This is a genomic window from Nocardia tengchongensis (assembly GCF_054781395.1).
This window is the reverse complement of the sequence record NZ_BAAGUM010000001.1, coordinates 64,545-91,126: the sequence shown is the minus strand read 5'-3', so window position 1 is coordinate 91,126 and position 26,582 is coordinate 64,545. Positions and strand designations below refer to the sequence as shown.

Annotated in this window: 25 protein-coding genes and 1 pseudogene; 16 read left to right on the top strand and 10 right to left on the bottom strand. The window is 67.4% G+C overall.

All coding sequences use genetic code 11. The annotated features are described in order from the left end of the window. Positions 1–418: 418 nt before the first annotated feature. Positions 419–1,252 (top strand): MmyB family transcriptional regulator, encoded by an 834-nt coding sequence (locus ACYVKL_RS00475; protein WP_379170060.1) that lies wholly within the window; start codon positions 419–421, stop codon positions 1,250–1,252. Between the two features lie 203 nt (positions 1,253–1,455). Here ACYVKL_RS00475 and ACYVKL_RS00470 read toward each other — a convergent pair whose 3' ends face one another. Next, positions 1,456–2,418 carry a TauD/TfdA dioxygenase family protein gene (locus ACYVKL_RS00470; RefSeq protein ID WP_379170059.1) on the bottom strand — a complete coding sequence of 321 codons (963 nt, stop codon included), beginning with the start codon at positions 2,416–2,418 and terminating at the stop codon, positions 1,456–1,458. 63 nt (positions 2,419–2,481) lie between these two features. On the opposite strand from ACYVKL_RS00470, the gene ACYVKL_RS00465 reads away from it, so the two are divergent. Beyond that, positions 2,482–3,072, top strand: a complete 591-nt coding sequence (locus ACYVKL_RS00465; RefSeq protein WP_379170057.1) for a TetR/AcrR family transcriptional regulator — start codon at positions 2,482–2,484, stop codon at positions 3,070–3,072. Positions 3,073–3,135: 63 nt separating this feature from the next. On the opposite strand, the gene ACYVKL_RS00460 is transcribed toward ACYVKL_RS00465, so the two are convergent. Beyond that, complete coding sequence (locus ACYVKL_RS00460; RefSeq protein WP_379170055.1) at positions 3,136–6,423, bottom strand: protein kinase domain-containing protein; 3,288 nt, start codon at positions 6,421–6,423, stop codon at positions 3,136–3,138. Between the two features lie 110 nt (positions 6,424–6,533). Between ACYVKL_RS00460 and ACYVKL_RS00455 the strand changes: the two genes are divergently transcribed. Continuing rightward, positions 6,534–6,734 (top strand): hypothetical protein, encoded by a 201-nt coding sequence (locus ACYVKL_RS00455; RefSeq protein WP_379170053.1) that lies wholly within the window; start codon positions 6,534–6,536, stop codon positions 6,732–6,734. A gap of 125 nt (positions 6,735–6,859) precedes the next feature. On the opposite strand, the gene ACYVKL_RS00450 is transcribed toward ACYVKL_RS00455, so the two are convergent. The 5 genes from ACYVKL_RS00450 to ACYVKL_RS00430 all read right to left on the bottom strand — a co-directional run bounded on the left by ACYVKL_RS00450 (position 6,860) and on the right by ACYVKL_RS00430 (position 12,469). Then, positions 6,860–7,936: a metallophosphoesterase gene (locus tag ACYVKL_RS00450; RefSeq protein WP_379170051.1), complete on the bottom strand. Its 1,077-nt coding sequence runs from the start codon at positions 7,934–7,936 to the stop codon at positions 6,860–6,862. Between the two features lie 435 nt (positions 7,937–8,371). Beyond that, the gene (locus ACYVKL_RS00445; protein ID WP_379170044.1) at positions 8,372–9,142 is read right to left on the bottom strand and encodes a DUF8020 domain-containing protein; all 771 of its coding nucleotides are present in this window, start codon (positions 9,140–9,142) and stop codon (positions 8,372–8,374) included. Continuing rightward, entirely contained in the window at positions 9,139–9,885 is a 747-nt protein-coding gene (locus ACYVKL_RS00440; RefSeq protein WP_379170042.1) for a DUF8020 domain-containing protein, read from the bottom strand. Before ACYVKL_RS00440 ends, ACYVKL_RS00445 begins: the two co-directional genes overlap by 4 nt. Before the next feature lie 649 nt (positions 9,886–10,534). Beyond that, positions 10,535–11,179, bottom strand: a complete 645-nt coding sequence (locus ACYVKL_RS00435) for a hypothetical protein (RefSeq protein WP_379170040.1) — start codon at positions 11,177–11,179, stop codon at positions 10,535–10,537. Positions 11,180–11,215: 36 nt separating this feature from the next. Continuing rightward, positions 11,216–12,469 carry a Ca2+-dependent phosphoinositide-specific phospholipase C gene (locus tag ACYVKL_RS00430; protein ID WP_379170038.1) on the bottom strand — a complete coding sequence of 418 codons (1,254 nt, stop codon included), beginning with the start codon at positions 12,467–12,469 and terminating at the stop codon, positions 11,216–11,218. Between the two features lie 209 nt (positions 12,470–12,678). Between ACYVKL_RS00430 and ACYVKL_RS00425 the strand changes: the two genes are divergently transcribed. Continuing rightward, a complete protein-coding gene (locus tag ACYVKL_RS00425; RefSeq protein WP_379170036.1) occupies positions 12,679–13,359 on the top strand; it encodes a TetR/AcrR family transcriptional regulator in 681 nt (226 codons plus the stop codon). Positions 13,360–13,456: 97 nt separating this feature from the next. On the opposite strand, the pseudogene ACYVKL_RS00420 reads toward ACYVKL_RS00425, so the two are convergent. Continuing rightward, a pseudogene (locus ACYVKL_RS00420) lies at positions 13,457–13,564 on the bottom strand (IS3 family transposase); the annotation flags it as partial. 358 nt (positions 13,565–13,922) lie between these two features. Here ACYVKL_RS00420 and ACYVKL_RS00415 point away from each other — a divergent pair. The 10 genes from ACYVKL_RS00415 to dmpG all read left to right on the top strand — a co-directional run bounded on the left by ACYVKL_RS00415 (position 13,923) and on the right by dmpG (position 23,364). Continuing rightward, positions 13,923–14,306, top strand: a complete 384-nt coding sequence (locus ACYVKL_RS00415) for a PaaI family thioesterase (protein WP_379170644.1) — start codon at positions 13,923–13,925, stop codon at positions 14,304–14,306. Between the two features lie 122 nt (positions 14,307–14,428). After that, on the top strand, positions 14,429–14,731 hold the full coding sequence (locus tag ACYVKL_RS00410; protein WP_379170034.1) for an urease subunit gamma: 303 nt from the start codon (positions 14,429–14,431) through the stop codon (positions 14,729–14,731). A 7-nt stretch (positions 14,732–14,738) separates the two neighbouring features. Next, positions 14,739–15,050, top strand: a complete 312-nt coding sequence (locus ACYVKL_RS00405; protein ID WP_379170032.1) for an urease subunit beta — start codon at positions 14,739–14,741, stop codon at positions 15,048–15,050. Further along, positions 15,050–16,771 carry an urease subunit alpha gene (locus tag ACYVKL_RS00400; protein WP_379170030.1) on the top strand — a complete coding sequence of 574 codons (1,722 nt, stop codon included), beginning with the start codon at positions 15,050–15,052 and terminating at the stop codon, positions 16,769–16,771. The genes ACYVKL_RS00405 and ACYVKL_RS00400 overlap by 1 nt, the downstream gene beginning before the upstream one ends. Before the next feature lie 97 nt (positions 16,772–16,868). Next, entirely contained in the window at positions 16,869–17,771 is a 903-nt protein-coding gene (locus ACYVKL_RS00395) for an alpha/beta fold hydrolase (protein WP_379170028.1), read from the top strand. Beyond that, positions 17,768–18,793, top strand: coding sequence for a VOC family protein (locus tag ACYVKL_RS00390; protein ID WP_379170026.1), 1,026 nt, complete (start codon positions 17,768–17,770; stop codon positions 18,791–18,793). The genes ACYVKL_RS00395 and ACYVKL_RS00390 overlap by 4 nt, the downstream gene beginning before the upstream one ends. After that, a complete protein-coding gene (gene mhpA / locus ACYVKL_RS00385) occupies positions 18,790–20,583 on the top strand; it encodes a bifunctional 3-(3-hydroxy-phenyl)propionate/3-hydroxycinnamic acid hydroxylase MhpA (RefSeq protein WP_379170024.1) in 1,794 nt (597 codons plus the stop codon). Before ACYVKL_RS00390 ends, mhpA begins: the two co-directional genes overlap by 4 nt. Then, entirely contained in the window at positions 20,580–21,395 is an 816-nt protein-coding gene (locus ACYVKL_RS00380) for a 2-keto-4-pentenoate hydratase (RefSeq protein ID WP_379170022.1), read from the top strand. The genes mhpA and ACYVKL_RS00380 overlap by 4 nt, the downstream gene beginning before the upstream one ends. Then, positions 21,392–22,354, top strand: a complete 963-nt coding sequence (locus ACYVKL_RS00375) for an acetaldehyde dehydrogenase (acetylating) (protein WP_379170020.1) — start codon at positions 21,392–21,394, stop codon at positions 22,352–22,354. The genes ACYVKL_RS00380 and ACYVKL_RS00375 overlap by 4 nt, the downstream gene beginning before the upstream one ends. After that, positions 22,351–23,364, top strand: a complete 1,014-nt coding sequence (gene dmpG / locus ACYVKL_RS00370) for a 4-hydroxy-2-oxovalerate aldolase (RefSeq protein ID WP_379170018.1) — start codon at positions 22,351–22,353, stop codon at positions 23,362–23,364. Before ACYVKL_RS00375 ends, dmpG begins: the two co-directional genes overlap by 4 nt. A gap of 5 nt (positions 23,365–23,369) precedes the next feature. Here dmpG and ACYVKL_RS00365 read toward each other — a convergent pair whose 3' ends face one another. Then, the gene (locus tag ACYVKL_RS00365; protein WP_379170016.1) at positions 23,370–24,008 is read right to left on the bottom strand and encodes a TetR/AcrR family transcriptional regulator; all 639 of its coding nucleotides are present in this window, start codon (positions 24,006–24,008) and stop codon (positions 23,370–23,372) included. A gap of 91 nt (positions 24,009–24,099) precedes the next feature. Between ACYVKL_RS00365 and ACYVKL_RS00360 the strand changes: the two genes are divergently transcribed. Both ACYVKL_RS00360 and ACYVKL_RS00355 read left to right on the top strand, forming a co-directional pair. Continuing rightward, on the top strand, positions 24,100–25,224 hold the full coding sequence (locus tag ACYVKL_RS00360; protein ID WP_379170015.1) for an amidohydrolase family protein: 1,125 nt from the start codon (positions 24,100–24,102) through the stop codon (positions 25,222–25,224). 64 nt (positions 25,225–25,288) lie between these two features. Next, positions 25,289–25,957: an O-methyltransferase gene (locus ACYVKL_RS00355; protein ID WP_379170013.1), complete on the top strand. Its 669-nt coding sequence runs from the start codon at positions 25,289–25,291 to the stop codon at positions 25,955–25,957. Between the two features lie 34 nt (positions 25,958–25,991). Here ACYVKL_RS00355 and ACYVKL_RS00350 read toward each other — a convergent pair whose 3' ends face one another. Beyond that, positions 25,992–26,546: a PadR family transcriptional regulator gene (locus ACYVKL_RS00350; protein WP_213555069.1), complete on the bottom strand. Its 555-nt coding sequence runs from the start codon at positions 26,544–26,546 to the stop codon at positions 25,992–25,994. Between the last annotated feature and the right edge of the window lie 36 nt (positions 26,547–26,582).

The following is a 26,582-nucleotide window of genomic DNA, read 5'->3' as shown; positions in this document are numbered from 1 at the left end:
AACCGGTGTCGTGTGCGGGTGAAATCCTGGTCCGCCGGAGTGCGGGCGTCGATGCCCGTCTCGTGGGACGCGTCCCACGAGGGGTTCTCTCGCGGCCGGCCGCACGATCACCGTGCAGGGCGGGTCAGCGTGGACGGCCGGCCGCGTTGTGGAACCGGGTGGCGAGGCGGCTCACTGCGTCGCTCACCCGAAATCGACCATAGGATGCGGCGGGATCGAAGCCCATGACCGTGAGTGCACAGCAGTCGGCTCAGAGTGACTGCGCACCAATCCGGTTCCCCAGCGGGCGCTCACCACAAACCGTCCTGTCGCTGTGAGCCGATTGGCTGGCACGGACAGCACCCTTTCCGACCCGGTCGTGCACATAACTTTGTCGGTGTCCGGGGTCACAGCCACTTGCGGGAGAAGCGGGAGACACATGGCGAACATGCAAGGCGTAGCGACGTTTTCGGTCATCGAGCCGCCCGCTGTGCACGGGACGGGCCGCCTGACATCGGATCTCGATGGTGCGGCCGTGCAGCCGCCGAGCTTCGGTGGGGTGCTGCGCCGGCTGCGTGACGAGCGCAGAGTGTCGCGCGAACGTCTGGGCATGGCGGCGGGTGTGAGCGCCAGCTACATCACCCACCTGGAACTCGGCCGCCGCGGCCGCCCCACCCAGGCCGTGGTCGAAGCCCTGTTCGCGTGCCTGCATCGGGTCCAGCCGGTTTCGCACCGCTCGCGGCGCTACCTCTTCGATCTGGCCGGCCTGCCCGACCCGGCCGCCCCCTCGCTCGCCGAACTGCGGGCCGCGATCGATCCGGCCAAGCTGCGCCGCCTCGAGCGGCTCGGCCCCGATCCAGCCGGGTACTTCGATTCCCGCTGGCACGTGCTGGCTTTGAACGACGCCGCCCGCCTGGCCTTCCCCGGCCTGAGCGAGGGCGGCAACTGGCTGATCTGGCTGCTCGAGGACTCCCGCGCCGCGACCGCCCTCCTCGACCGGGAAGCCGCGGCAGCCGCCTCGGTCTCGGTCCTGCGCGCCCGCATCGCGGCCTTCGACGTCCCGGAATGGTCCGGCGACTACCTCCGCGACCTCGGCCGCAGCCCGGAATTTCGTCGCCTGTGGTCGCGAGCCCAAGACCTCGACCACCCCGGTGAACGCATCATCCGCCTGCGCGATCGCCGCGGCGAGGTCCCCCTGGACATGCAGCTCTACGACGTCGAAAGCGCCCGCTACCCGGGCTGGATCCGCATGCTGTGGGGTATGACCTGCTGAGAATTCCCGCCCGAATACAGAGGTGGTGGGCCCTGTCGATCGATCACATTCGACAGAACCCACCACCGGCAGGGGATCGGGGCCACCGCAGCCCTCGGGGCCTCACACGATCCTGACGCCGGTCATGAGTGTAGGTCAGGCTTACCTAACTTGCAAGCACTTCGGGCTTCTGGTTCGAGGACGGTATTTCGGCTGGTGGTCACTCAGCGGGTGGGGCGGGGGCCGATGATGGAGGCGCGCTCCACGATTCGGGGCTGGGGCCAGTAGTCGCTGGCGGCGTAGTGCTGGACCGCGCGGTTGTCCCAGAAGGCGACGGTGTGCGGCTGCCACGTCAGGCGGACCTGGTGTTCGGGGTAGTCGGCCGCGCGGGCGAGGCGGTCGATGAGGGTATGGCTGCGGTCGGGCTCGTAGCCCACGATGTGGTCGGTGAAGATGCGGTTCACGTAGAGATGTTTGCGGCCGGTCTCGGCGTGGGTGGCGACGACCGGGTGTGTCACCGACGGGTTGCGGCGGCGCATCTCGGCCTGCTGCTCGGGCGAGGCGTGGGCGCCGAAGGCGCGGGTGAAATCGTGGACGGCATCGAGATCGTCGATCTCCGTTCGGGTTTCGGCGTCCAATGATTCGTAGGCGGCGTACATGTCGGAGAACAGGGTGTCGCCACCGATCGCGGGGACGGCCACCGCGTGCAGGATCGCTCCCATCGACGGCTGCTCGCGCCAGGTGACGTCATGGTGCCAGGCGTTCTCGACGCCGACCATCTGCGCGCCTTTCTCGAAGCGCACCAGTTCGGGCTGATCGGAGCTGGCGGCCAGGGCGGGATGGATCTCGAGTTCGCCGAAGCGCCGGGCGAAGGCGACGTGCTGGTCCGGAGTCAGCGGCTGGTCCCGGAAGAACAGCACCTTGTAGTCGTGCAGGGCGCGGCGCAGTTCGGCGATGACCTCCGGCGGCTGCGGGACGGTCAGGTCGACGCCGCTGATCTCCGCACCCAGGGTCGCCGCGACCTGCCGAGCGTCGAAATGCTGCCACCGCAGTGCGGCCAGCCGCTCGCGCTCGGCCCGCAGGTGGACGAAGGGCCCGGCCAGCAGCGGATAGTCACCCAGTTTGAAGGGCCGCACCCCCTGCTCGGCGCTGTCTACCGGTGTGGCCGTCATGGTCGATTCGGACATTCGACTCTCCTCACACTCACTGTAGTCGAGTGACTACAGTCGTATGAGAGCTACTGTAGTCGTGTGACTACAGAACCCGCTACCGATTCGATCCCGGAGATTTCAAACCCCACCGGACGGGACGAGGTGCGCGCGGCTGTCCTGCGGCACGCGGCGGACCTGTTCGCCGAACGCGGACCGGCCGCCACCTCGGTCCGCGACATAGCCGAACGCGCCGGCGTCAACCACGGCCTGGTGTTCCGCCACTTCGGCGCGAAGGAGAACCTGGTCGCGGCCGTCCTCGACCACCTCGGCGAGGAACACGGCACCGCCGACTTCACCGGCTTCGACTCCGGCACCACCCCCGCGGCCTACCGCCGCCATCTGACCGTCATCGCCCGCTGCCTGCTCGACGGCTACCCGGTCGGCCAAATGCAGCAACGCTTCCCGGTGATGACGGCCCTGGTCGACCACATCCGCGCAACCGGCGCCGACGACCGCACCGCCGCCCTCACCGCGGCCCACACCACCGCCCTCGTAATCGGCTGGGAACTCTTCGCCCCCTTCCTGCGCGCCGCCACCGGCCTCCAGGACATCCCCGAATCCGAACTGCGCCAAGACATCGCGGCCCGCGCCGTCGACATCCTGCACGCGGCGAACCCACCCGCCCAATAGCTACTGCCGGGATCGCCGACTCATCGGCCGCTAGGTTCACGACGCACGCCTCCGAGCATTCGATCACTCGGCCGTGTCAGCGGTCTGGGCTACGGCCCACGCCGCGATCTGCGCGCGCGAGGTGAAGCCCAGTTTGATGAGAATATGTTCTACGTGCCCCTGCGCGGTCCGCGGCGAAACGACCAGACGATCGGCGATTGCCTTGTTGGTCAAACCTTCTGCGACAAGGTTGGCGACCTGTCGTTCGCGCGCAGTGAGGCTCTCGGGCGAACGATCGGCCGACGAGGTGGCTCGGGACGGCTTGCCGAGAGCGTAAGCGACTGCGGCATCGAGACTCATCGAGGCGCCCTCTTGCCGGGCCGCATCGAATGCGCGTGCACCGAGCACTCGACGGCTGCGCTGCTCGCACTCGTCACGATAGGTGAGCATTTCGAGACGAACAATGGTGGAGGTGTCCGCCAGGCGTCCCAAGGCATCGGCCGCGCCCATGAGGACAGCCGCCCGCTGAGCATCGCGCTGCTCCGCGGCGATCCAGGCCAGCGTCGCGAGACAGCCTGTGGCGACGAGCGGATCAGCGGCCATGCGGGCCAATCGAATTCCATCCGCGAGCGAGCGTGTGGCACGGTCGGGCTCACCGCCGCGCCACGCGGCGAATCCCGCTGACCACAGTGCCCACGACCGATAGATCGTTTCACCGGCGGATTCGGTGAGGTCGAGTGCCTTCTGCAGACAGTCGAGGGCTCGGAGGGTATCGCCTTGCAGTGCATAGGCCCATCCCAGCGAGATCCGAGCGTCCAACTGCATTCCGCCGTCACCGCAGAGCTCGTAGGTGCGCAGCGCGTACTCCAGATCGGCAACCGCCCGGGACGGATCACCCTCGCCGACAGTGAGAGCGTAATTTGCCTGGGTGTGCGCGAGCAGCGCCGGGACCATCGGGTCGGTTGTCTGCTCGGTCAGGCTGGCCAGTTCCATAACCTGGCCGGCGGCGGTCTGCAGGTCACCCTGAAGCCCTGCCATCAAGCTGACGGCGAGGAGCGCCCGGGCCCGGTCCACGGTCCGGCCTCCGGACGGGCGGGCGAGAACCCGTTCGAACCACCGGCGGCCCTCGCTGATCCGGCCCCGCAACAGCCAGAACATGTACAGGGTGGTAGCGATCCGCAGCCCGCTGTCCGCGGATTCGGTCAGGCTGAACTCCAGCGCTTCCCAAAGATTCGGTAGCTCGCGCTCGAGCCGTTCGACCCAGTCCATCTGGCGCGGCCCGATCCAGTTGGCATCCGCCTCGCGCACCAGTTGCTCGCACCATTCCCGATGCTGTCGGCGCAGGAGGGGATACTCTCCGGACTCCGCGGCCTTCTCCTGACCGAACTCGCGGACCGTCTCTAGCATCTGGAACCGCACCGAGCCGGCCACTTCCTTGCGGATGAGGATCGATTTTTCCACCAGGCCCGACAACGTATCGTGCAAATCCGGCTCGGTCGTGTCGGCGGAGCACACGTGCAGGACCGCGTCGAGTTCGAACCCGCCGGTGAACACCGATAATCGACTCCACAGCCGCTGTTCGTCCAGTGTGCACAGGTCATAGCTCCAGTCCATGCTGTAATGCATCGTCTGCTGCCGCCTGGGTGCGCTCCGGCTGCCCCGAGTCAAGAGAGCGTAGCGGTCGTCCAGCCGGGCCAGAATCTGTTCGACGGACATCGTCCGCAGGCGCGCGGCGGCCAGTTCTATTGCCAGCGGTAGGCCGTCCAGCCGTGCACAGACCCTGGCGGCGGATAACCTGTTGTCGTCGCTCACCTCGAACATGGGCAACACTGCGGCTGCCCGTTCTGCGAAGAGTGTCACCGCGTCGTACCGTGCCACAGTCCGCAACGACGGATTGGCGGCCGGATCGGGTATATCCAGTGGCAGCAGCGGGTACACCGCCTCCCCCGGGATATCGAGGGCCTCGCGGCTGGTGGCCAGGATCCGCACGTCCGGGCAGGCTCGCATGAGCGATCCGGCCAGTTCTGCGACCGCCTCGACCATATGCTCGCAGTTGTCCACTACCAGGAGCAGATCATGGGGGGCCAGTAACTCGATCAGCGTGTCGAGTGTCGGTCCACCGCCGCGGTCATACACGCCGAAGACGGCAGCCACGACGCTCGGCAGCGACTCCTTGTCACGCAGGTCGCCCAACTCGATCAGCCATGTCCCATTCTTGAACTTCCGCTGCAGGTTGTGAGCGACCCGTAAGGCGAGCCGTGACTTGCCTACGCCGCCGATCCCGGTCAGCGTCACCAGCCGCGAGCCGGACAGCAGGTTCTTGACTTCGGACAGCGGGGTCCTCCGATCGACGAAGCTGGTCAGCTCCGAGGGGAGATTTCCCGTCCCCGCCCGCAATCCGTCGCTGCGGAAATACGGAACTATTTGTGGCACAGCATCTTTCGAAGTGGTGGCAGATTCCGGTGCTGCGTCGATCTCGGCAGACAGCGCCATCTCGTCGACCGAAAAACCGTGGTCTCGCTGTATCTGCCGCAGTTGCTCACCCACCTCCGCTGCCGTGGGACGGTCGTGCGGGTCACGAGCCATCGCCGCCTCGACGGTCGCGCACACGTCCTCGGCGATGCCGGACTCACGCAGGTCCGGGATTGGGCGGGTGGTGACCCGCACGAATTGAGCCACCATTTGTTCGCCGCTGCGGCGTTCGAATGCGGCGTGCCCGGTGAGTGCGCAGAACAATGTGGCGCCCAGCCCGTAGACGTCCGAGGCAGGACTCGGGGCCTGACCGCCGAGTACTTCGGGTGCGGTGAAGGCGGGCGAGCCTGTGATCGCACCCGACGTCGTCTGGTACCCGTCGGCGAAGTGGGCGATCCCGAAGTCCGTCAGCGCCGGCTCACCGTAATCGGTCAACAGAAGGTTGGCCGGTTTGACATCACGATGCAGGACACCCATCCGATGGGCCGTCTCCAGCGCCCCCGCGGTCTTCACTCCGAGGTGGAGGACCTCGGCGAGGGGAAGTGGACCGTTTCCCCGGATGCGTGCGTCGAGGGAGCCTCGGGAGTAATAGGGCATCACCAGATACGGACGCCCGGTTGCGGTCTGCCCGATCTCGAGCATGCCGGCGATATTCGGATGGCCGGTGAGTCGACCCATCGCGCGTTGCTCGCGTAGGAAACGCTCCCGATTCTCCTGAAGTTCGCCAGTGAGAACTTTGACTGCGACCGTGCGGTCAGCGGCGATCTGACTGCACCGGTACACCACACCGAAACCGCCCCGGCCGATCGCCTCAGCGCCTTCGAACCCGGCCTCGCTCAATTCCGTGATGACGTCGACCCCGACATCACGCTGCGTCTCGAGTGGGTCGCCGTCAACCATCTGTTGCTCGCAACCGCGGCACATCAGCCAGAATATGCCCGCCGATCGCCTCCGACCACGCCCTTCGCGCCGTCCGTCGGTCCGCTCGGGTGTAGCAGGGGCTTGGCATCGTGTGGCACATACACGCCCAGGCCGGCAGCATTCCCAACTCGGCCGAGGCCACCCCCGAGACGACCTTCAACCTTCTGAGGGACGAACTTCCCTACATCTCGCTGCCCGGCGACTACAAGTCACCTTTCGTGGATGTCCGAAACCGGGAGGTGCGCATGACCGATGGCAGCGGCTTCGTCGGCGAGGCTGAATCGATGTGAATCCTCGAAGATCCCTTCACGACCATCACAGCGGCAATCCTCGAGTGTGGTGCGCGGCCCAGTGGCGCACCACCCCCCTTGGAATCAATCGTCTAGGCCGTCACGCGCCCGGCACGGTTCGCGGATTACGCGAGTCGGCGCTGGAAGACGTTGGCGGACCGGCCGTTCGAGAGATCGACCGTGTAGACCCCCAGGTCGGCGGACGTGGGGGTCAGGTCCAGGACCATGAAGCCGAGGTCGGTGTAGTTCTCGTAGAGTGCGCCATTGACGGTGTGTTTGCCGCCCGCGTTGTAGGGTTCGCCGTGCACCGATTTCGCGGCCGCACCGGAGATGATCTGCCGGGTGCCCTTGGCAGCCGCATTGGGTTCGAGCACCTGCAGCGAGTGGTCGTGGCCCGACAGCAGGAACTGGCACCGGCCCAGCACGTGCGCCTCGAAGAAGTCCTTCACATAGCGGCCGTTGATCGGCTCGATGCTCAATCCCTCGTATTCTCCGGCGTTCCTGTGTGGCCCGTTGTTGAGGTACGGGTGGTGGGTGCAGGCGATCTTCCACTTCGCTGGCGACTCGTCGAGGGCCTGGTCCAGCCAGGCGGCCTGCTCGGTCATGAACTGGCCGTCGGCCGCCCAGTAGGGCTGGAAGAGCGGCGGCAGGTAGGCGGCGATGGGATTGAGGTCGAGCACGAAGAATTCGACGACCGGCTGCTGCTCAGGAATCCGCACCGAGTAATAGCGGGACGGCATGAACCAGCGAGCCGAGCGCGCGTGATAGGCCACCTCGTGATCGCCGCGCAGCAGCCAGCCGCCGTCGCCGGGCAGGATCGAGGAGTTGTCGTGATTGCCCTGCACCATGAGCCAGGGGAAATCGAGGTCGTGGTTGGGGTCCTCGAACTTGGTGGCGAACTGGGCGTCGTCGTCGGACCACAGGCCGTGCTCATAGACGTTGTCGCCGAGACCCAGGGCGAGGGAGAACGGTTCGCGCGCATGCTGTTCCCGCATGCCGTCGGCGACCTGCCATTGCGGGCGCTCGCCGGTGCCCGCGTCGCCGGTGAGGAGAATGCGCAGGCGGTCGGTGTCGGGGAGTGGGAATTTGCCGGTGGCCGGGGCATTCTCGGCGCGGGCGGGCGTACCGGTGGCCGCGAACGCGGCGACCCCGGCGGCAGTGGCGGCCGTGCCGGTCAAAAACCCACGACGGTCGACCGACATACGCCCACTCGTCGCCCCATCACCTTCCCGATACGGAGTCGCTTCGTGATGCTGCATTTCAATACCTTTCAACCTGGGCAATTGCCCAGTATTCTCAACTTGCAAATACACGGCAGCGTGCGCCGGGTCGGCCCACCCGGGAATTCTGCTCAGCGGTGCAGGAATTCGAGGATGAAGCGGTTCGAAGGCGTCCGGACGAGTGCGGCTATCCCGGGTAACTTGCTCGGACGCCTTGATCGCACGAGTGTTCCGTCGATGATGCGCCGCCGGTCGAGTCCGGGCGATTCATCGTCACAGTGACGGAATGGCCCGGGTTTCCTCTCAACCGGTCAGGGCGCGGGTGATCAGCATGGTCAGCTGCCGAACGACGTTGGTCGGGTTGTCCGATGCCCCGGGCCGAGGGCTGAATCCGGCCCCGGGGCACCGGCACAGCCGTCAGTGCTTACCGCTGCCGCTGCTGCTGCCACCGCTGGAACCGGTCGCCAGCTTGGGCACTCGCAGCACGGCGTCGGGCACACCGGCGCCGTCGGTGCCTTGTCCATCCTTGGCGTACTGGCTGTTGCCGGGTTCGGCGGCCAAGGTGTTCAGGTAGGTCTGTGCACCGGTTACCGCCGCGGCACCGCCGGCGAGAATGGTGCCCGCGAGGCCGCCCGCACCGGCGAACACCCCGATGATGGGCAGCCCGGTCAGTAGGCAGCCGATGGTGAGGACCACACACGACGCGAGTGCGACGACCGCCCCGATCACCGCGCCGGCGGCAGCGCCCGCCAGCGGGCCGATCGAGGATGCGAGTGACAGTTTCGACAAGGCGTCATTGGCGGCCAGCTGATTCTCCAGGGGCGAGGCCACCGGCTGCGCCGGCGGCGCGTTCCCGCCCAGATCGGCGGCCAGCCGCAGGGTGCGGCCGTCGTCTGAGATCACTTGCCGGACAGGGTATTCCCGGTCCGCCAGCCGAAACGCCAGGGGGATCTGGCCGACCGTCTGCCCACCGTCGTCGAGAATCACGATCGAGCCGCCGTCCGGTGCGGGTGCGAACTGTCCGGAGTCCAATGAGGTTGCCACCCAGCCGTTCTGCAGATCGGTGTGGAAGTCCACGCCCGGCTTGGCGGCGACGGGGTCGGCGGACGCCTGACCCGAGGCGACCGCGGCGGCGGTCGATACGGCCACCGCCGCGGCCAGCACCAGAGTCTTCTTGTGCAACCTCACTGCGCACCGCCATCGGCGGGCACGGGCTGGTTGAGACCGGGGAGCTGATCGGCGTACTTGCTGTGGCCCGGAGCCGCCTGCATGGTGGTGTAGTAGTTCCACAGACCCGCGGCCAGACCCGGTGTGCCGCCGAGCACGAGCCCGGCCAATCCGCCGACGCCGCCGAGCAGGGCCACGATCGGGACGACCGCGAGCACGCATCCGATGCTCAGCACCACGCAGGAGGCTCCGGCGACCGCCAGGCCCGCCCCGACCCCGATAACCGCGCCGACAACGGTGCCGATCAGCGATCCCGCCGAGAGTCCGAAACTCACCGAGTTGATCAGATCGTTCATGGCCAGCTGGTTCTCGAGCGGTGAGGCGACCGCGGTCGCGCTCGGGAGCCCGGACGGCAGCTGCGGAGTCAGCCGCACGGACCGACCGTCGGGCGCGATCTGGGCGTCGATCGGGAATTGCTGCCCGTCCACGGCAAAGGCCAGCGGCACAGCGTCCTTCACCGCACCACGCGGATCGCGCAGTGTCACAGCATGGGCGATACCGTCGAGTGTGAAGCTTCCGTTGGTGATCGTGGCGACCATGCTGCCGCCATCCGTAGTCGCCCGGTATCCGGCCGCGACGGCCGCCGCGACGCTGTCGGGCTGTGCCGGCGCCGGGTCCGCCTGGCTCGGGGTGGCGACAGCGGCCGCCGCGACGGCGATAGCGGCAACCGTGGTCGCCGTGCCGATTCCATTTCTAACCTTCATCGAATTCCTCATTGAGAATTGGGCGCGCAGAACTGAGGTGGCGGAAGAATTTCGCAACCAACGCGCTAGTAGCGAAGCGTAGATCGAATATCGGTCGAATGTCGAGTTTTTCGGATAACTCGGCTTGAATTTCTTGAATCAGAACCCGGGCCGACCAAAACGCACAGAAAAGGCCCGCGACCTGCACGAGGATGGGTCGCGGTTAATTGTTTTCGGTGCGGTGTGACTCAACCCGAAAAAGCCGCATCGCAAATATGCGCGAGTATTTCTATCGAATGAACAGGATTTTCGGTCACTGTCTTCGTCTGAACGTCGAACAAAGACGCCTAGCGACAGCACTCCGTCGGAGTGAACTCACTGTTCCACTAGTTCAATACCGTTGGTCGAGTACTTGCGTTGCTTCGCAGCCCTCCGCCGCCTGTTCGCTATGGCGCCGCTGACCGGCACCTGTCCGCAGTTCTCCTCCTACGGCATCGCGGGTTACCTCGCGGCACTGCAGGTTCGGGGATTCGACCCCGTAACAAGGTCGAGAACTCACCATGATGCATGTTGCCGAGCGCCGCCTTCAGGAAGGCCGCGACGGCACCGATGGCCCGGATACTCCGTGCGAATCTCGGCGGCGCGCTGACCGCCGAGCTCGGCGCTCCGATCACAGACCGGAGGATCCGCCCATGATCAAGAACGGGAGGCACGCCACCGTATCGATTGGCCGGTAAACATCGGGGGTTCTGGTCTCGTCCTGGGTATTGTCCGCCGCGTAGACATTCGGCATGGAAATTCCTTTCGGGGCGTACGCGTGGAAGCCCACCGACCTGGTGGTCTGGGTGGCTCTCCACAGGTGATCCTGGAAAGCGATGACACCGATGACATCGGTCGCCTTGGTGGTCGCGCGTTGATTGGCGACGGTTTGCGCCACACCTTGGGTGCGTGGATTTTGGCTCTCCACTTCGGCCATGGTGGCTGCTCCGACAGAGATGACGCCGCGCATTCCGTACTTGGATTTCAGGACTTCCGCGATCTCGGTCTGGGCATAGACGGGGATGGACCGATTGCCCAGAGTCGCGACAACCGTATCGGCCAGTTGTTCGTTGATGGTCCCCGGCGTGAACGTGCTCCCGGACTGTGCATACCCGAAGGCATAGGCGATCAGTGCCGTGAAATTGTCCACCGGCATGACCGGGGTAGTTCTCGCCCACGGGGCAATCAATTCCTGATCGGCAGACGCCGTCGCCGGCAGAGCCGACAGTCCTCCGAAGATCGCCAATGCCACCGATACTGCGGTAAATGCTCTCATTGCTCCATCACCTTCGACTCGGATTGCTCATGGTGGCTACCGAAACCGGCGTCCGGTAGAGCTCCCGCTGCTCGAGCCCGTACCCGGTGATCCGTGCAGGAAATCAGGGTTCTCGATGTCCTGTGGGCGGCAGTTGGCGGGCGCGTTCACCGGGTTGCAGCGCGCCGGGGTACCGCCGGGGACCTGGACGGAGTAGCCGGTGTTCAACCGCGGATCCGGCTCGGGGTAGTCGGTGCTGACGAATTGCGCGCCGGACGCGAACGCCGCGTCGCGGGCGGCTGGGTCGTTGGCGCGGGCCTCGACGGTGTTGCTGTCAGCGCGGGTGCGCACCATGTAGCCGGCCTCGACCAGCTGGCGGATCCGGGCGGCGTTCGGGACCGACTCGTCCTCCAGGATCACCGCGGCGTCAGGGTTGCCCGGCTGAGAGGTGGGGAACATGACGCGGCCGGACAGGCTGCCGTCCGCGCGCAGGTAGTCACGGCGATGCCGGTCACCGACGAGGCAGTTGCAGTCCACGAACATGAACTTGCCGCGCGACTCGGCGAGAGTCGGCCAATCCTTGGCGAGGACCGCTGCCTCCAGCGTGGGGTGGTTGCCCTTGACGTCGTCAGGCGTGATGAGCTTGTTGTTCGCGAGTACGGATCGGACCTCCGCGTCCACACGGTTGTAGTCCGCGGGTCCCCATTGCTGAATCGGCGGATGCGGAGCGGTACCCAGGAAGTCGACGTCCTTGAACTCGGTGAACACCATGATCGGCGCGTGCCCGGGATTCGCGTCCGACCACCGCTTGAGTTCGCCGAGGCAGGTGGTGAACTTCACGCAGGTGGTCTGCTGGTCGGCCTGCGGGATGTGAAAGACCTTGAGGCCGGGCTGGGCCCACGCGGGGTCGGCCATACGCGTCGGGGCACCCACCTCGGCGAGCATCGGGGTGTCGACGAAACTGCCGCCGTTGGGGTCGGCGTAGACGTCGAGCTCGACAGATCGCACCCCGAGCTGGCTCAGCTGCTCGGACAGCGGCTTGTGCTTGTAGTCGAGACCCATCGTGAGCCGCGGGTCCGGGTACTTGGCGAGCAGCGAGGGCGGCAGCCCCTGTGGGATCAGTCCCTGGTGATAGCTGTTATGGGTACCCATCGTCTGGATCTGGTTCAGGCGCAGCGTGTCGTCGAGCGGGTACGGTCCGCCGGCGCCCGCCGAGGTAAGCGCGGCGGACGCTATGACCGACGACAGGCTCGCGAGGACCGCGGCGCGCGCGATCCAGCGCAGGCGCGACCTATGTTTCGGCAATCTCATGGACAATCTCTCCGTTTCGAGTTGGAACGAATAACCGCAGTTCAAGGCGTCCGGTGGAAGGGCCTGCTGCCTTGTGAACGCAAATACTAAGTACTCACTTCATATTTGGGAAGACCCTGTGAACGATGGCCCCCCGGTCCGATCCGGGTGAGCCGCTATGCTCGAGACGGTCCGTCGGAAGTCGCTCGTGCATACAGGGGAGGTCCGCGATGGCATCGGATCGGCCGGGCTCCCCGGACGACGCGCTCCCACCGCGACGCAGGCCGCGGCGGCGGTATGCGCCGGGCGACGAAACCCACAAGCGGATCCTGACCGCAGCGGTCGATCACTTCTCCCGCTTCGGTTACGACAGGGCCTCCATCGCCAAGATCGCGGCGGACGCGGGCATCAGTGATACCGCAGTCATCCACCACTTCGGGACTAAGCAGGAACTCTTCCTCGCGACCATCGACCTGCGCGAGCAGCCGTTCATGCCCGTCTTCGCGCAGCTCCAGTCGGTGCGGGAGCTGTTCCGGCAGCTCGTCTCCTCGGTCCGCGAGAGCATGCAGTACCCGGAACTCGTGCGATTTCGCGCCATGCTCAACGGGGAATCACTGCGCGAATCCAACCCCGCGCGCGAGCGGATGCGTAGCGACATGGCCGGCATCCTTGCGGCGCTCATTCCGGTCTTCGAACGGGGTATCGCCGACGGTGAGCTCAAACCGAATGTCGATGCGCGCCAGGCGGTCCTCGAACTTCTCGCGCTCAACGACGGGATGCGATCTCAATGGGCGACCATGCCCGACGAAATCGACCTTCCCATGATCTTCGAGGTTGCGGCCGACGCCCTCTTGGCAAGGATTTCCTCCGATGGGCAAGGCATCTCGAAGATCAGCGACGAGAACGAGTGAAGGAAGCTGGGTCCGCGCCCGCAGCGCCGTGCCGGCACTGTTGACCCGGTCTGCCCTGATCGGGGCCTGTGAGACTGGTGAGATCGCGTATTCAACCGTCGCCGGCCGCGCCGACTCGCCCCATGGATCCGACCATGCCGTGCCGGTTGAGCGCGCGAACGAATCTCCTTGAACGAAACTGGCTTCCGCGGTCGGTGTGCAGAATGCAACCGGGTCGAGCACCCGGCGCGTCACCGCCACGGGAATCCCTTCGGCGGCAAGCTCTTTCACGAGCGGGTAGAGCCTTTCCCGGTATCTGCGCCTGCGGCAGATACGTCGCGGCGCGGCGCAGGTTGCGGTAGCCCAGGCGTGGCAACGCCAGCCGTTGCCTGTGCTCGGAGGGGTATCCCGGCATCGGTGCTGGACAGGACCGGGAGGCTTCGTTGTTCACGCTGTGACCGGCGCGAGACAGCTGTCAATCACCGGCTGGCTAGGCTCCATGCATGACCACTGGAGACCATGCAACTAACGGAATCGACGACTTCTCTTCGATCAAATCCCTGGCCGATGTGACGCCTGAGCTGATGAACAAGCTCAGTGAGGGGACGTTCACTGATCTGATCGGGTTGAAATTCACGGAGTTGAGTGGGGATGGGGTGGCTGCGGAGTGGGTGGTTACGCCGCAGCTGTTTCAGCCTGCAGGGATTGTGAATGGTGGGGTGTACTGCACGGTGATCGAGACGTTGGCCAGTGTGGCGGGTGGGGCCTGGTTGGGGGATCGGGGGACTGTTGTGGGGGTGAACAACAACACTGATTTCTTGCGGGCGGTGCGGGAGGGGAAGTTGACGGGGGTGGCTGCGCCCATTCATCGGGGGCGGTCGCAGCAGTTGTGGCAGGTCGTGATTACCGATGAGCAGGAGCGGACGGTGGCTCGGGGGCAGGTTCGGTTGCAGAATCTGGGCACGTAGAGGGGGTGGGCGGGGGGCGGATCGGGTGGGGCGCGGCGGGTCGGTTATCGCTGAAACATGCTGGTAACGCGGGTCGTGCCAGAATGACCGACGATTCGTCCCCGTGATGCCGAGGAGACCGCATGCTATTGACGCCGCATGAGCAGGAGCGCCTGCTGTTGAGTTACGCGGCCGAATTGGCTCGGCGGCGTCAGGCGCGCGGGTTGAAACTCAATCATCCCGAGTCGATCGCGATCATCACCGATCACGTGCTCGAGGGTGCGCGGGACGGGCGGACCGTCGCTGAGCTGATGGCATCGGGGCGGACCGTGCTCACCCGGGACGACGTCATGGCCGGGATCCCCGAGATGATCCACGACGTGCAGGTGGAGGCTACTTTCCCCGACGGCACCAAGCTCGTCACCGTCCACCACCCGATCGGATGACGCGGCCATGATCCCTGGCGAATACCTCTGTGCCGAAGGCACGATCGAATTGAACCCCGGCGCCGAGCGCATCGAACTCGATGTGGTCAACACCGGCGACCGGCCGGTGCAGGTCGGCTCACACGTGCATTTCCCGCAGGCCAACGTCGCGCTGGAGTTCGACCGCGACGCCGCGCACGGCCACCGCCTAGACATCCCGGCCGGCACCGCGGTGCGGTTCGAACCCGGTCTGGGGCAGCGGGTTTCGCTGGTCCCGCTCGGCGGCGACCGCGAAGTGCACGGAATCAGCCTCACCCCTCCCGGAAAGCTGGATGCCTGATGGCCGAACTGTCCCGCGCCCGCTACGCCGAACTGTTCGGGCCCACCGTCGGCGACCGAATCCGGCTGGCGGACACCGATCTGCTGATCGAGATCACCGAGGACCGCAGCGGCGGACCAGGACTCGCTGGTGACGAGGCCGTCTTCGGTGGCGGCAAGGTGCTGCGCGAATCCATGGGCCAAGCCCGCGCCACCCGCGCCGAGGGCACCCCGGACACCGTGATCACCGGTGTGGTGATCGTCGACCACTGGGGCATCATCAAGGCCGACATCGGTATCCGCGACGGCCGCATCGTCGCCATCGGCAAGGCCGGGAATCCCGACACCATGAGCGGGGTGCACCCGGACCTGGTGGTCGGGCCGTCGACCGAGATCATCGCCGGCAACGGGCGCATCGTCACCGCAGGCGCCATCGACTGCCACGTGCATTTCATCTGCCCGCAGATCCTCGACGAGGCGATGGCGGGCGGCATCACCACCCTCGTCGGCGGCGGCACCGGCCCGGCCGAGGGCTCCAAGGCCACCACCGTCACCCCGGGCGCCTGGCACCTGGCCCGCATGCTGGAGTCCACCGACTCCTGGCCGGTCAACATCCTGCTGCTCGGCAAGGGCAACACGGTGCGTGAGGACGCGCTGTGGGAGCAATTGCGCGGCGGCGCAGGCGGATTCAAGCTGCACGAGGACTGGGGCACCACCCCGGCCGCCATCGACCACTGCCTCACCGTGGCCGACGCCTCCGGCGTGCAGGTGGCCCTGCACTCGGACACCTTGAACGAGGCCGGATTCGTGGAGGACACCCTCGCCGCGATCGGCGGCCGGGCCATCCACTCGTATCACACCGAGGGCGCGGGCGGCGGTCACGCGCCCGACATCATCACCGTCGCTTCGCATCTCAACGTGCTGCCCAGTTCCACCAATCCGACCCGCCCGCACACCATCAACACCCTCGACGAGCACCTCGACATGCTCATGGTGTGCCACCACCTGAGCCCGTCCATCCCCGAGGACCTGGCCTTCGCGGAGAGCCGGATCCGGCCCTCCACCATCGCCGCCGAGGACCTGCTGCACGACCTCGGCGCGATCTCCATGATCGGCTCCGACGCCCAGGCCATGGGCCGCATCGGCGAGGTCGTCATGCGCACCTGGCAGACCGCGCACGTGATGAAGCGCCGCCGCGGCGCCCTGCCCGGCGACGGTGCCGCCGACAACAACCGCGTGCAGCGCTATGTCGCGAAATACACCATCTGCCCGGCCGTCACCCACGGCCTGGACGCCGAGATCGGCTCGATCGAGGTCGGCAAACTCGCCGACCTGGTGCTGTGGGAGCCCGCCTTCTTCGGTGTCCGTCCGCACGCGGTCATCAAGGGCGGCGCGATCGCGTGGGCCGCGATGGGTGACGCCAACGCCTCCATCCCGACCCCGCAGCCGGTGCTGCCGCGCCCCATGTTCGGCGCCGCGCCGAGTGTCGCGGCCGGCACCTCCCTGCATTTCGTCTCCGAGCAGGCCATCGAGGACGGCCTCGCGAACCGCCTGCGGGTGAACCGGAAACTGGTGCCGGTGGCCAACGTTCGCCGCCGCACCAAGGCCGACCTCCCCAACAACGACGCCATGCCCCGCATCGAGGTCGAACCCGACACCTTCACCGTCCGCATCGACGGCGAGGTGTGGAGTGAGCAGCCCGCCACCGAACTACCCATGGCCCAGCGCTACTTCCTGTTCTGACCGACCGCGGTTCCGAGAACGCCGATGCCCATCAGGGCATCGGCGTTTTTTGATGTTTTCATCATTTTTGCCTTGACAGAGGAAATGATCGTAATTGATGATTTCATCAACAATAGGCGAGGAGGTAGCTGTGACGGGCATCGACGGAGACGTCGCGACCGGACGGACGGTCCAGGTCGGCGGGCGTGAGATCCATGTCAGCGAGTCCGGATCGGGACCGGCGGTGGTGCTGCTGCACGGAGGCGGGCCGGGCGCGACCGGGGTGGCGAACTATTCGCGGAACATCAATGCGCTCGCCCGGCGGTTCCGGGTGATCGTCCCGGATCTGCCGGGATACGGCCGGTCGGCGAAGTGGATCGACCAGTCGGATCCGTTCGGCTACCTCGGGCGGTCCGTCGGCGGGCTGTTGGACGAACTCGGGGTCGCCTCGGCGCATCTGGTCGGGAACTCGTACGGGGGCGCGGCCGCCCTGCGGCTCGCCATGGATCGCCCCGAGAAGGTCGGTCGCATGGTGCTCATGGGTCCCGGCGGCGTCGGAACCACCCGGACGCTGCCGACCGGCGGGCTGAACGCGCTGCTGGGCTACTACCGAGGCGAGGGCCCCAGCCGCGACAAACTGCGCCGATTCATCCGCGAGTACCTCGTCTTCGACGGCGGCTCGGTTCCCGAGGAGCTCATCGAACAGCGCTACCTGGCCAGCGTCGATCCCGACGTCGTCGCCAACCCGCCGCTGCGCCGCCCGTCCGGACCGCTGGCGCTGCGGACGCTCTGGCGCATGGATTTCACCCGCGACCCACGGCTGCGCGATGTCGCTCACCCGACCTTGGTGGTCTGGGGCGCGAACGACAAGGTCAATCGACCCGAGGGCGGGCCGATGCTGGCCGAAACCATGCCGAACTGCGACCTGTACCTGGCGGCGAACACCGGCCACTGGGTGCAGTGGGAGCGCGCCGAGTTGTTCAACACCCTCGCGGCCGCGTTCCTCGAGGGATCATCATGAGCGAGTTGACGCGGCCCACCACGGACGGTTCCGTCTTCGGCGCGGTCCACCTGGGATACATCGTGGTGCAATCGGATCGGTTGCCGCGGTGGCGGCGCTTCGGCGCGGAGGCCATCGGCCTGCACGTCGACGAGATCGACGGTGGCGCACTGCGTTTCCGCCTCGATGACCGTGACTGCCGGTTCCTGATCCAGCGCGGTCCCGCCGAGGACGTGACCGGCCTCGGCTGGCAGATCGACGATCACCGGACCTTCGACCGGATCCTGGCCCGGGTCGCCGATCGCGGCGTGCCGATCATCGAGGGCAATGCGGACGAGACCGCGCTGCGCGGGGTGGAACGCCTGTGGCGGTTCGCCGGGCCGAAAGGCATTGCGCAGGAGATCTTCACGACGCCTCTCACCACACCCGCCCCGTTGCGCATGCTGAGCTCGGGCTGGGTCACCGGGGAGGCCGGGCTCGGGCATGTGGCCATCGTGTCGCGGGAACCGGAGGCCATGCGCGACTACTACCGGACCGTCTTCGACTCCCGGCTCACCGACTTCATCGACGAGAACGTGTCCGGCCTGAAGATGAAGATCCGGTTCCTGCGGGTCAATCAACGCCACCACTCGATCGCCATCGCCAATATCCGCGGCCTCAAGATCGACCCGATGCGAACACGGGTGCAGCACATCAACATTCAATCCGCGACCCTCGACGACATGCTCGCCGCGTTCGCGCGGGTCACCGAACTCGGCTTCCGGATGCAGTGGTCGGTCGGTCAGCACACCAATGACCGGGAGCTGTCCTTCTACTGCGTGACCCCGTCCGGATTCGAACTCGAGGTCGGCTGGAATCCGGTGGTCATCGGGCCCGAGCTCGAATCCACCTGGGAGCCCACCACCTATCAGGGCATCAGCAGCTGGGGCCACACCCAGGTGGGGGAGACCGTGCTGCACAAGCTCTCCCAATTCCGCCAGGCGGTGCGCACCGCCGCCACACCGGAGATCACCGTCCCGCAGCTGACCGGAGGACCCCGATGACCCACACCGGCTACGACGTCGTGATCGTCGGCCTCGGACCCACCGGCCTCACCCTGGCGAACCTGCTCGGCCGGCGCGGCACCAGCGTGCTCGTCCTCGAACGCGAACCCGAGTTCTACGGCATGGCCCGCGCGGTCTACACCGACGACGAGGGCCTGCGGATATTCCAGACCGCCGGGGCCGCAGACGAACTCGTCGCCGACATGAACGCCGACTCGGTCGTGCAGTGGGTGCGCGGCGACGGGCGGATACTGGCCCAGTTCCACCGCACCGACCGCCCGCTGGGCTGGCCCATCGTGAACTTCCTCTACCAGCCGTATCTCGAGAACAGCCTGGAGCGCGCGCTGGAACGGTACCCGCACGTGACGGTGCGCCGGGGCCGCGAGGTCCTCGGCTTCGAACAAGATGCCGGCGGCGTCACCATCGAACACGCGCGCTGCCACGGCACCGGCTACGGCAAGAATCCGCCCGACACCGACCCGCGGACCACCGAGGGCGTGCGCGCGCAGTTCCTGATCGGCTGCGACGGCGGCCGCAGCGTGGTGCGCACCCAACTCGGTATCGACATGAGCGGCACCAGCTTTCCCGAACGCTGGTTGGTGGTGGACCTGAAGGCGTGCGACGGCGAGGACCCGTTCCGGCACCTGCCCTACTTCGATTTCGTCTGTGATCCCGACCTGCCGATCGTCTCCTGCCCCCAGCCGGGCGGACATCACCGCTTCGAATTCATGCTCACCGACGGCCAGTCGAAGGAGGAGATGGAGAGCCCGGAAACGGTGCGCCGCCAGATCTCCCGCTTCGTCGACCCCGACCGGGTCGAGGTCGAGCGCAAACTCGTCTACACCTTCAACGCCGTGGTCGCCGACCGCTGGCGCGACGGCCGGGTCCTGATCGCGGGCGATGCCGCCCACATGACACCGCAATTCATCGGCCAGGGCATGAACTCGGGTGTCCGCGACGCCGACAACCTCTCGTGGAAGCTCACCGCCATCCTCGAACACGGCGCGGACCACCGCATCCTGGACAGCTACGAGACCGAACGCCGCCCGCACGCCAAGGCGATGATCGACCTGTCGGTCCTGAACAAACACCTGGTCTCCCTGGGCAACCCGCTCCTCGCCGCCGTCCGGGACCTGGGGCTCGCCACGGCCGTGCGGGTGCCCGGCGTGGGCGGCTGGATCCGCGCCGCGAAGATGAAGCCGGCACCGCGATTCCGTCGCGGGGCATATCTGGGACTGCCGCGGCGGGGATGGCGCGGCATCGAGGGCACGCTCGCGCCACAGCCGATGGTCCGCACCCACGACGGCCGCACCATCCGCCTCGATGAGGCGCTGGGCCTGGGCTTTTCGCTGCTCGGCTACGCAGTCGATCCGCGGGGCGGGCTGAGCGCCGAGGAGCTGGCGGCACTGCGGGCCGTGGGCACCCGGTTCGTGACGGTCTTTCCCCGCGGCGGCCGACCGCAGGGCCACCCCGGTCAGCGGAACGGGGACGACGATGTCGCCGACATCGAGGACCACACCGGCGCGATGACGAGATGGTTCGCCCAGGGCGGCGCGCGGCGCGGCAGCGTGACCCTGCTCCGACCGGACCGTTTCATCTTCGGCACGGTCGAGCAATGCCGGGCCGGGGAGCTCGTCGCGGCGCTCCGTACACAACTGTTCGCAGCGGACGACAGACCCGCCGGCTCGTCGCACCGGACCGGGGCGCAGAGCGAGCGCGGGAATGACTGGAAGAGCGCGCACCTGCCGGATGCGGTAGGCGCGCTGTTCGGATCGGAGGAGACCCGATGACAACGATCACGATCGAATCGGACCAGGTGCGGGCGGCGGCCGAGCGGCTCTCGCGCGCGATGCTCGGAGGCGAACCTGTCGCTCCGGTACGAGATCTCATCGGCCCGGACGATATGGCGACCGCGTATGCGGTGCAGCGCATCGGGGTTCGGGAGCGGGTGGCAGCCGGCGCCCGGGTGGTGGGGCGCAAGATCGGGCTCACCGCGCCGGCCGTGCAGCGACAACTCGGGGTGGATCAACCGGACTTCGGCGTGCTGTTCGACGATATGGACGCGGCCGCGATACCGGCGGGACGGCGGCCCCGGCTGCTGCAACCGAGAATCGAGGCCGAACTGGCGTTCGTGCTCGGCGCGGATCTCGACGCGGAACAGCTGGACCCGGTCGGGGTGCGCGGGGCCGTCGAGTACGCGGTCGCCGCACTCGAGATCGTGGACAGCCGGATCGCCGATTGGGATATCAGCTTCGGCGACACCGTCGCCGACAACGCCTCGAGCGGCTGGTACGTGCTGGGCGGGGACCGTCTGTCGATCGAGGAGTTCGAGCCGCGCGATATCGCCATGAGCATGACCGTCGACGGCGAGATCGTGTCCACCGGAACAGGTTCCGCGTGCCTCGGCGATCCGCTCATTGCCCTGGCCTGGCTGGCGCGCACCGCCCGCGCGGTCGGGGATCCCCTGCGGGCGGGAGAGATCGTGCTCTCGGGGGCGCTGGGGCCGATGGTCCCGCTGCGGCCCGGAGTCCGCGTGCGTTCCGAATTGTTCACCGGCACCGAGGTGCTCGGTGCCGTCGAGTTCACCCTGGAGGAACGATGAGGCGCACGAAGGTCGCGGTGATCGGATCGGGCAATATCGGTACCGATCTGATGATCAAGGTGCTGCGGTTGTCGCAATCGCTGGAGGTGGCCGCCATGGTGGGCATCGATCCCACCTCCGACGGGCTGGCCCGCGCGGCTCGACTCGGTGTTCCGGTCACCGCGGACGGTGTGGACGGGCTGATCGCCATGCCGCACTTCGACGAGATCGATATCGTCTTCGACGCCACGTCCGCCGGTGCGCACCACGCCAATTCGGCCGCGCTCGCACCGCACGGCAAACGCCTGATCGACCTGACACCGGCGGCACTGGGCCCCTTCGTGGTCCCGGCGGTCAACCTGGACGCACACCGGGACGCGATGAACGTGAACATGGTGACCTGCGGGGGACAGGCGACGATCCCGGTCGTCGCCGCCATCTCCCGGGTGACCGCGGTGCCCTACGCCGAGATCGTGGCCTCGATCGCGTCCAAGTCCGCGGGGCCGGGCACCCGCGCGAACATCGACGAGTTCACCGAAACCACATCGCGCGCCATCGAAGTCGTCGGCGGCGCGGCGCGCGGCCGGGCCATCATCGTCCTCAATCCGGCCGAACCCCCGCTCATCATGCGCGACACCGTACTGGCGCTCATCGACGATCCCGACTCCGAACTCGAAGCAGCCGTGCGGGACTCGATCACCGCCATGGTGGCCGAGGTCGCGGCCTACGTGCCCGGCTACCGGCTGAAGCAGGACGTCCAGATCACGCCGCTCGCCCCGGACGCCGCACTGCACACGCTGACCGGGACCACCCCCGTCACGCACCAGGTGTCGGTCTTTCTGGAGGTGGAGGGCGCGGCCCACTACCTCCCGGCCTACGCCGGCAACCTCGACATCATGACCTCGGCCGCGCTGCGCGTGGCCGAACACCTTGCCGTGGCCGAGATTCCGTCCGCGCCGACTCCGGAGCCCGCGCGATGACCGGCCTGTACCTGCAAGACGTGACCCTGCGCGACGGCATGCACGCGCTCCGTCACCGAATCAGCCCGCGGCTCGTCGCCACCATCGCGGCGGCCCTGGACGCGGCCGGGGTCGACGCGGTCGAAGTCGCGCACGGCGACGGCCTGCACGGCGGCAGCCTCACCTACGGGCCCGGCAGCCACACCGATTGGGAATGGCTCGAAGCCGCCGCGGGCGCGCTCACCAGGGCGCGGCTGACCACCCTGCTCCTGCCCGGCATCGGCACCGTCGAGGACCTGCGCCGCGCCCACGACCTCGGGGTGCGGTCCGTCCGAATAGCCACCCACTGCACCGAGGCCGATATCGCCGCCCAGCACATCGCGTGCGCCCGCGAGCTCGGGATGGACGTCTCCGGGTTCCTGATGATGAGTCACCTGAACAGTCCCGAAGGTCTGGCCGGGCAGGCGAAGCTGATGGAAAGCTATGGCGCGCACTGCGTGTACGTCACCGACTCCGGCGGCCGCCTCACCATGGACGGGGTACGGGACCGGGTTCGCGCGTACCGCGCCGTCCTGGGCGACACCACCGAGATCGGCATCCACGCGCACCAGAACCTCTCCCTCGCGGTGGCCAACAGCGTTGTCGCGGTGGAAGGGGGCGCGACCCGGGTCGACGCTTCGCTGGCGGGTCTCGGTGCGGGAGCGGGCAATACACCGCTGGAAGCGTTCGTCGCGGTCGCCGACCTGTCGGGCCTGCGGCACCGCGCCGACCTGGACGCGCTCACCGACGCCGCCGACGACCTGATCCGCCCGCTGCTCGAACGACCGGTACAGGTGGATCGCGAGACCCTCACCCTCGGCTACGCGGGCGTGTACTCGAGCTTCCTGCGGCACGCCGAGCGGGCCTCCGGGACCTACGGAGTCGATGTGCGGACGCTGCTGGTCGAAGCCGGACGCCGTCGCCTGGTGGGCGGTCAGGAGGACATGCTCACCGACATCGCCCTCGATCTGCTCGCGCGGAACCCACAGTGATGAACTCAGAGCTGCGGCTGCGGGGGCAGCTCACCGGTGGTCAGCTTCTCCGCCGCGCGCTTGGTCATCCCGAACATGCGCAGCATGTGGAAGGTCATCTCATCGGTGAGCGCGCCCGCGTCGGCTTCCGGTCGGGCGTCGAGCATCTGGAGCAGACCCAGCAGCGCGCCGCCCGCGGCCATAACCGCCATATCGGGATCCATCGGCTCGAAGCGGCCGGCCTCCTGAGCGGCCACGATGTCGTGGCGGGCCCGCGGGGCCAGACCCTCGTCGCGCAGCAGGATGGAGGTCCCCGAGTTCAGGATCACCCGGACCCCTTCGGGCAGTTGCCGTTGCAGTCGGCCGGTCATGCGGAAGCTGACCGCGAACACCTCGGCGGGGTCGGTGTAGAGCGCCACGATGTCGTCGCGCATCCCGCTGTAGATGTTCAGCACGGCGCGGACCGCCTCGTCGAAAAGCTCCTCCTTGGAGCTGAAGTGGTTGTAGAAGGAGCCGAAGCCGACATCGGCGGCCTCGGTGATCTCCTGGATGCTGACCGCGGAACGACCCTCCGACAGGAACTTCTGCGCCGCGCCCAGCAGCGCGTTGCGGGTGCGTTCGCGACGCCGATCGGTGCGGGTGCGCACCTCGGGTGTTGCGGCCATTCGCTCCCTCATTCCCTCCGGCACCGTTACTCGAATCGTATCTGAGGAAAACATCAGTAGCGATTTCGATCATGATCGAAAGGAGAACTCGATGGCGAACACTCGACCGGGATTCCGGACCGGCCTCACTCGGCGCACCGCACTCGGTGGTGGCCTGGCCGGGCTCGCCTCGGCAGCGCTGCCGGGAAGTCTCGTGACACCGGCGCGGGCCCAGCAGCCGGCGCCGGCCGGGAACTACCGCATCGACCTGCACGCGCACTTCCTGCCACCGGACTACCGGGCGGCACTGCTCGAGCACGGCCACCTCACCATCGGCGGCTACCCGACTCCGGAATGGTCGCCCGAACAGGCCATCGCCTTCATGGACTACTACGGCATTCAAGCGCAGGCGCTGTCGGTGTCCGACCCGGGCGTGTCCTTCCTGCCGGGCCGCGAAGCCGTCGACATGGCCGGCTACTGCAACTCCTATGCCGCCGGCCTGTTCACCACCTACCGAAAGCGGTTCGGCGCGTTCGCCGTCCTGCCGATGCCCGATATCGCCGCCTCGATCGCGGAGGCCATCCGCGCCCTCGACGAACTGCGTCTGGACGGCGTCATCCTGCTGTCCGCCTACGACGGCGTCTACCTCGGAGATCCGCGTTTCGAGCCGCTGATGATCGCGCTGAACCAGCGCAACGCCTACGTCTTCGTGCACCCGGCCGCGATCCCCGACAACGCCAAACCCGCGCTGCCGCTGCCGGACTTCCTGGAGGAGTTCACCTTCGACACCACCCGCGCGGCCACCATGATGATGGTCACCGGAATGACCCGGCGCTATCCCGGCATCCGCTTCCAGCTCGCACACGCGGGCGGCACCGTGCCGTTCCTGTCCCATCGCATCGGCGTCGCCTCACAGTCGGTACTGGGCCGACTGTGGCCCGAGGACCTGCCCAGGCCCTCCATCCTGGACACCCAGGCCCAGATCTCCCGGTTCTATTACGACACCGCGCTCAGCGCCTCACCGGCGGCCATGGCAAGCGTGCTGGCGGTCACCGGCCGCGACCACATCGTCTTCGGATCCGACTGGCCCTTCAGCGCGCTCACCCTGCCCCAGAGCGGATCCCACGACCCGGCGCCGGGACTGTCGGACGTCTTCGACGCCGACCAGCGCATGGAGATCGAGCACCACAATCCGCTGCGCCAACTGCCCCGGCTGGCGGACGCGGTCAACTCCTGAACGCGAAATTGTCAGCGTGAGCACAATCCTGGGCGGGCGTCCCGAGCCCTGGCAGACTCGGGGCATGACGAGCGCCGACTGGGCCGAAGTTGATCACTACCTCGTGGAAACCCTGGTGGGGGGCGAGGATTCGGAGACGTTGCGGGCGAACGCGGCGGCGGGGCTGCCCGCCATCGACGTGTCGCCGCCGCAGGGGAAGTTCCTGTATCTGATCGCGGCCTCGGTGCGGGCGCGGCGGGTGCTGGAGATCGGCACGCTGGGTGGATACAGCACCGCGTGGCTGGCTCGGGCGGTGGGCAAAGCCGGGCAGGTGGTGACGCTGGAGTTCGAGCCGCGGCACGCGGAGGTCGCGCGCGGCAACCTGGATCGGGCCGGGGTGGGGGATCGGGTGGACATCCGGGTCGGTGCGGCGCTGGACACGCTGCCGGAACTGGCTGTCGCTCAGCCCGAGCCGTTCGATCTCGTCTTCATCGACGCCGACAAGGTCAACAACGCGAACTACGTGCGCTGGGCGCTGCAGCTGACCCGGCCGGGATCGGTGATCATCGTCGACAATGTGGTGCGCAACGGCGGCATCGCCCACGCGGAGTCGGCCGACACGGCGGTGCGGGCCAGCCGGGAGGTCATCGAATTGATCGCCGCCGAACCGCGATTGGACGGGACCGTGTTGCAGACGGTCGGCGGCAAGGGCTGGGACGGCTTCGCCTACGCGCTGGTGCTGGGCGAGGAGTGACGCGCCCCGGTCCGTGAAACGGACCGGCGGGCAATCATTGTCGCGACTCGGGCAGGCTGTCCGGGTTCGCGGCCAGCTCCCGCCAATAGTCGACGTACGCCTGCTCGTGCATGATGCCCAGGCGCAGGATGCGGGCGCGCGAGGTGGCGCGCACGCTGTCGGCCGGGTCGATCTCGGCGTACAGATCGCGGTACATGTCGAGCCAATGCTGGTGTTCGGCCACCTGATTGCGGGCCAGCGCCACCACGTCGCCGGGGTCGCCCAGATCGGCGAAGAACAGTTTCAGCTGCGCGGGATCACGCGTCTCGGGCTGAGGCGAGGTCGGATCGCCGAGCCAGCGGGTGAGTTCGGCGCGCCCGGCGTCGGTGAGGTGGAAGACGCGGCGCCGCCGCCCGGACTCCTCGGCCTCCTCCCGCAGCAGCCCCTGATCGGCTAGTCGCGGCGGCACGCGGTACAGCTGCGCGTGCGGGATGGGCCAGAACTTGTCGACGCTCTCCTCCAGCCGCGCCTTGATGTCGTAGGGGGTCAGCGGTCCGTGCCGGGCGATGAGTCCCAGCACGATGTGGTCCTGCGGGCCGAGTTCGGCCATGACGCAACCCCTTCCGGTTGACACGGTATCGCTGAG

Coding starts and splice junctions, on each gene's coding strand:
- ACYVKL_RS00410 (WP_379170034.1), top strand. CDS start 14,429: ATGCTATTGACGCCGCATGAGCAGGAGCGCCTGCTGTTGAGTTACGCG.
- ACYVKL_RS00390 (WP_379170026.1), top strand. CDS start 17,768: ATGAGCGAGTTGACGCGGCCCACCACGGACGGTTCCGTCTTCGGCGCG.
- ACYVKL_RS00435 (WP_379170040.1), bottom strand. CDS start 11,179: ATGAGAGCATTTACCGCAGTATCGGTGGCATTGGCGATCTTCGGAGGA.
- ACYVKL_RS00450 (WP_379170051.1), bottom strand. CDS start 7,936: ATGTCGGTCGACCGTCGTGGGTTTTTGACCGGCACGGCCGCCACTGCC.
- mhpA (WP_379170024.1), top strand. CDS start 18,790: ATGACCCACACCGGCTACGACGTCGTGATCGTCGGCCTCGGACCCACC.
- ACYVKL_RS00430 (WP_379170038.1), bottom strand. CDS start 12,469: ATGAGATTGCCGAAACATAGGTCGCGCCTGCGCTGGATCGCGCGCGCC.
- ACYVKL_RS00350 (WP_213555069.1), bottom strand. CDS start 26,546: ATGGCCGAACTCGGCCCGCAGGACCACATCGTGCTGGGACTCATCGCC.
- ACYVKL_RS00400 (WP_379170030.1), top strand. CDS start 15,050: ATGGCCGAACTGTCCCGCGCCCGCTACGCCGAACTGTTCGGGCCCACC.
- ACYVKL_RS00395 (WP_379170028.1), top strand. CDS start 16,869: ATGATTTCATCAACAATAGGCGAGGAGGTAGCTGTGACGGGCATCGAC.
- ACYVKL_RS00380 (WP_379170022.1), top strand. CDS start 20,580: ATGACAACGATCACGATCGAATCGGACCAGGTGCGGGCGGCGGCCGAG.
- ACYVKL_RS00375 (WP_379170020.1), top strand. CDS start 21,392: ATGAGGCGCACGAAGGTCGCGGTGATCGGATCGGGCAATATCGGTACC.
- dmpG (WP_379170018.1), top strand. CDS start 22,351: ATGACCGGCCTGTACCTGCAAGACGTGACCCTGCGCGACGGCATGCAC.
- ACYVKL_RS00440 (WP_379170042.1), bottom strand. CDS start 9,885: ATGAAGGTTAGAAATGGAATCGGCACGGCGACCACGGTTGCCGCTATC.
- ACYVKL_RS00415 (WP_379170644.1), top strand. CDS start 13,923: ATGAACAAGCTCAGTGAGGGGACGTTCACTGATCTGATCGGGTTGAAA.
- ACYVKL_RS00405 (WP_379170032.1), top strand. CDS start 14,739: ATGATCCCTGGCGAATACCTCTGTGCCGAAGGCACGATCGAATTGAAC.
- ACYVKL_RS00425 (WP_379170036.1), top strand. CDS start 12,679: ATGGCATCGGATCGGCCGGGCTCCCCGGACGACGCGCTCCCACCGCGA.
- ACYVKL_RS00360 (WP_379170015.1), top strand. CDS start 24,100: ATGGCGAACACTCGACCGGGATTCCGGACCGGCCTCACTCGGCGCACC.
- ACYVKL_RS00475 (WP_379170060.1), top strand. CDS start 419: ATGGCGAACATGCAAGGCGTAGCGACGTTTTCGGTCATCGAGCCGCCC.
- ACYVKL_RS00355 (WP_379170013.1), top strand. CDS start 25,289: ATGACGAGCGCCGACTGGGCCGAAGTTGATCACTACCTCGTGGAAACC.
- ACYVKL_RS00365 (WP_379170016.1), bottom strand. CDS start 24,008: ATGGCCGCAACACCCGAGGTGCGCACCCGCACCGATCGGCGTCGCGAA.
- ACYVKL_RS00470 (WP_379170059.1), bottom strand. CDS start 2,418: ATGTCCGAATCGACCATGACGGCCACACCGGTAGACAGCGCCGAGCAG.
- ACYVKL_RS00460 (WP_379170055.1), bottom strand. CDS start 6,423: ATGGTTGACGGCGACCCACTCGAGACGCAGCGTGATGTCGGGGTCGAC.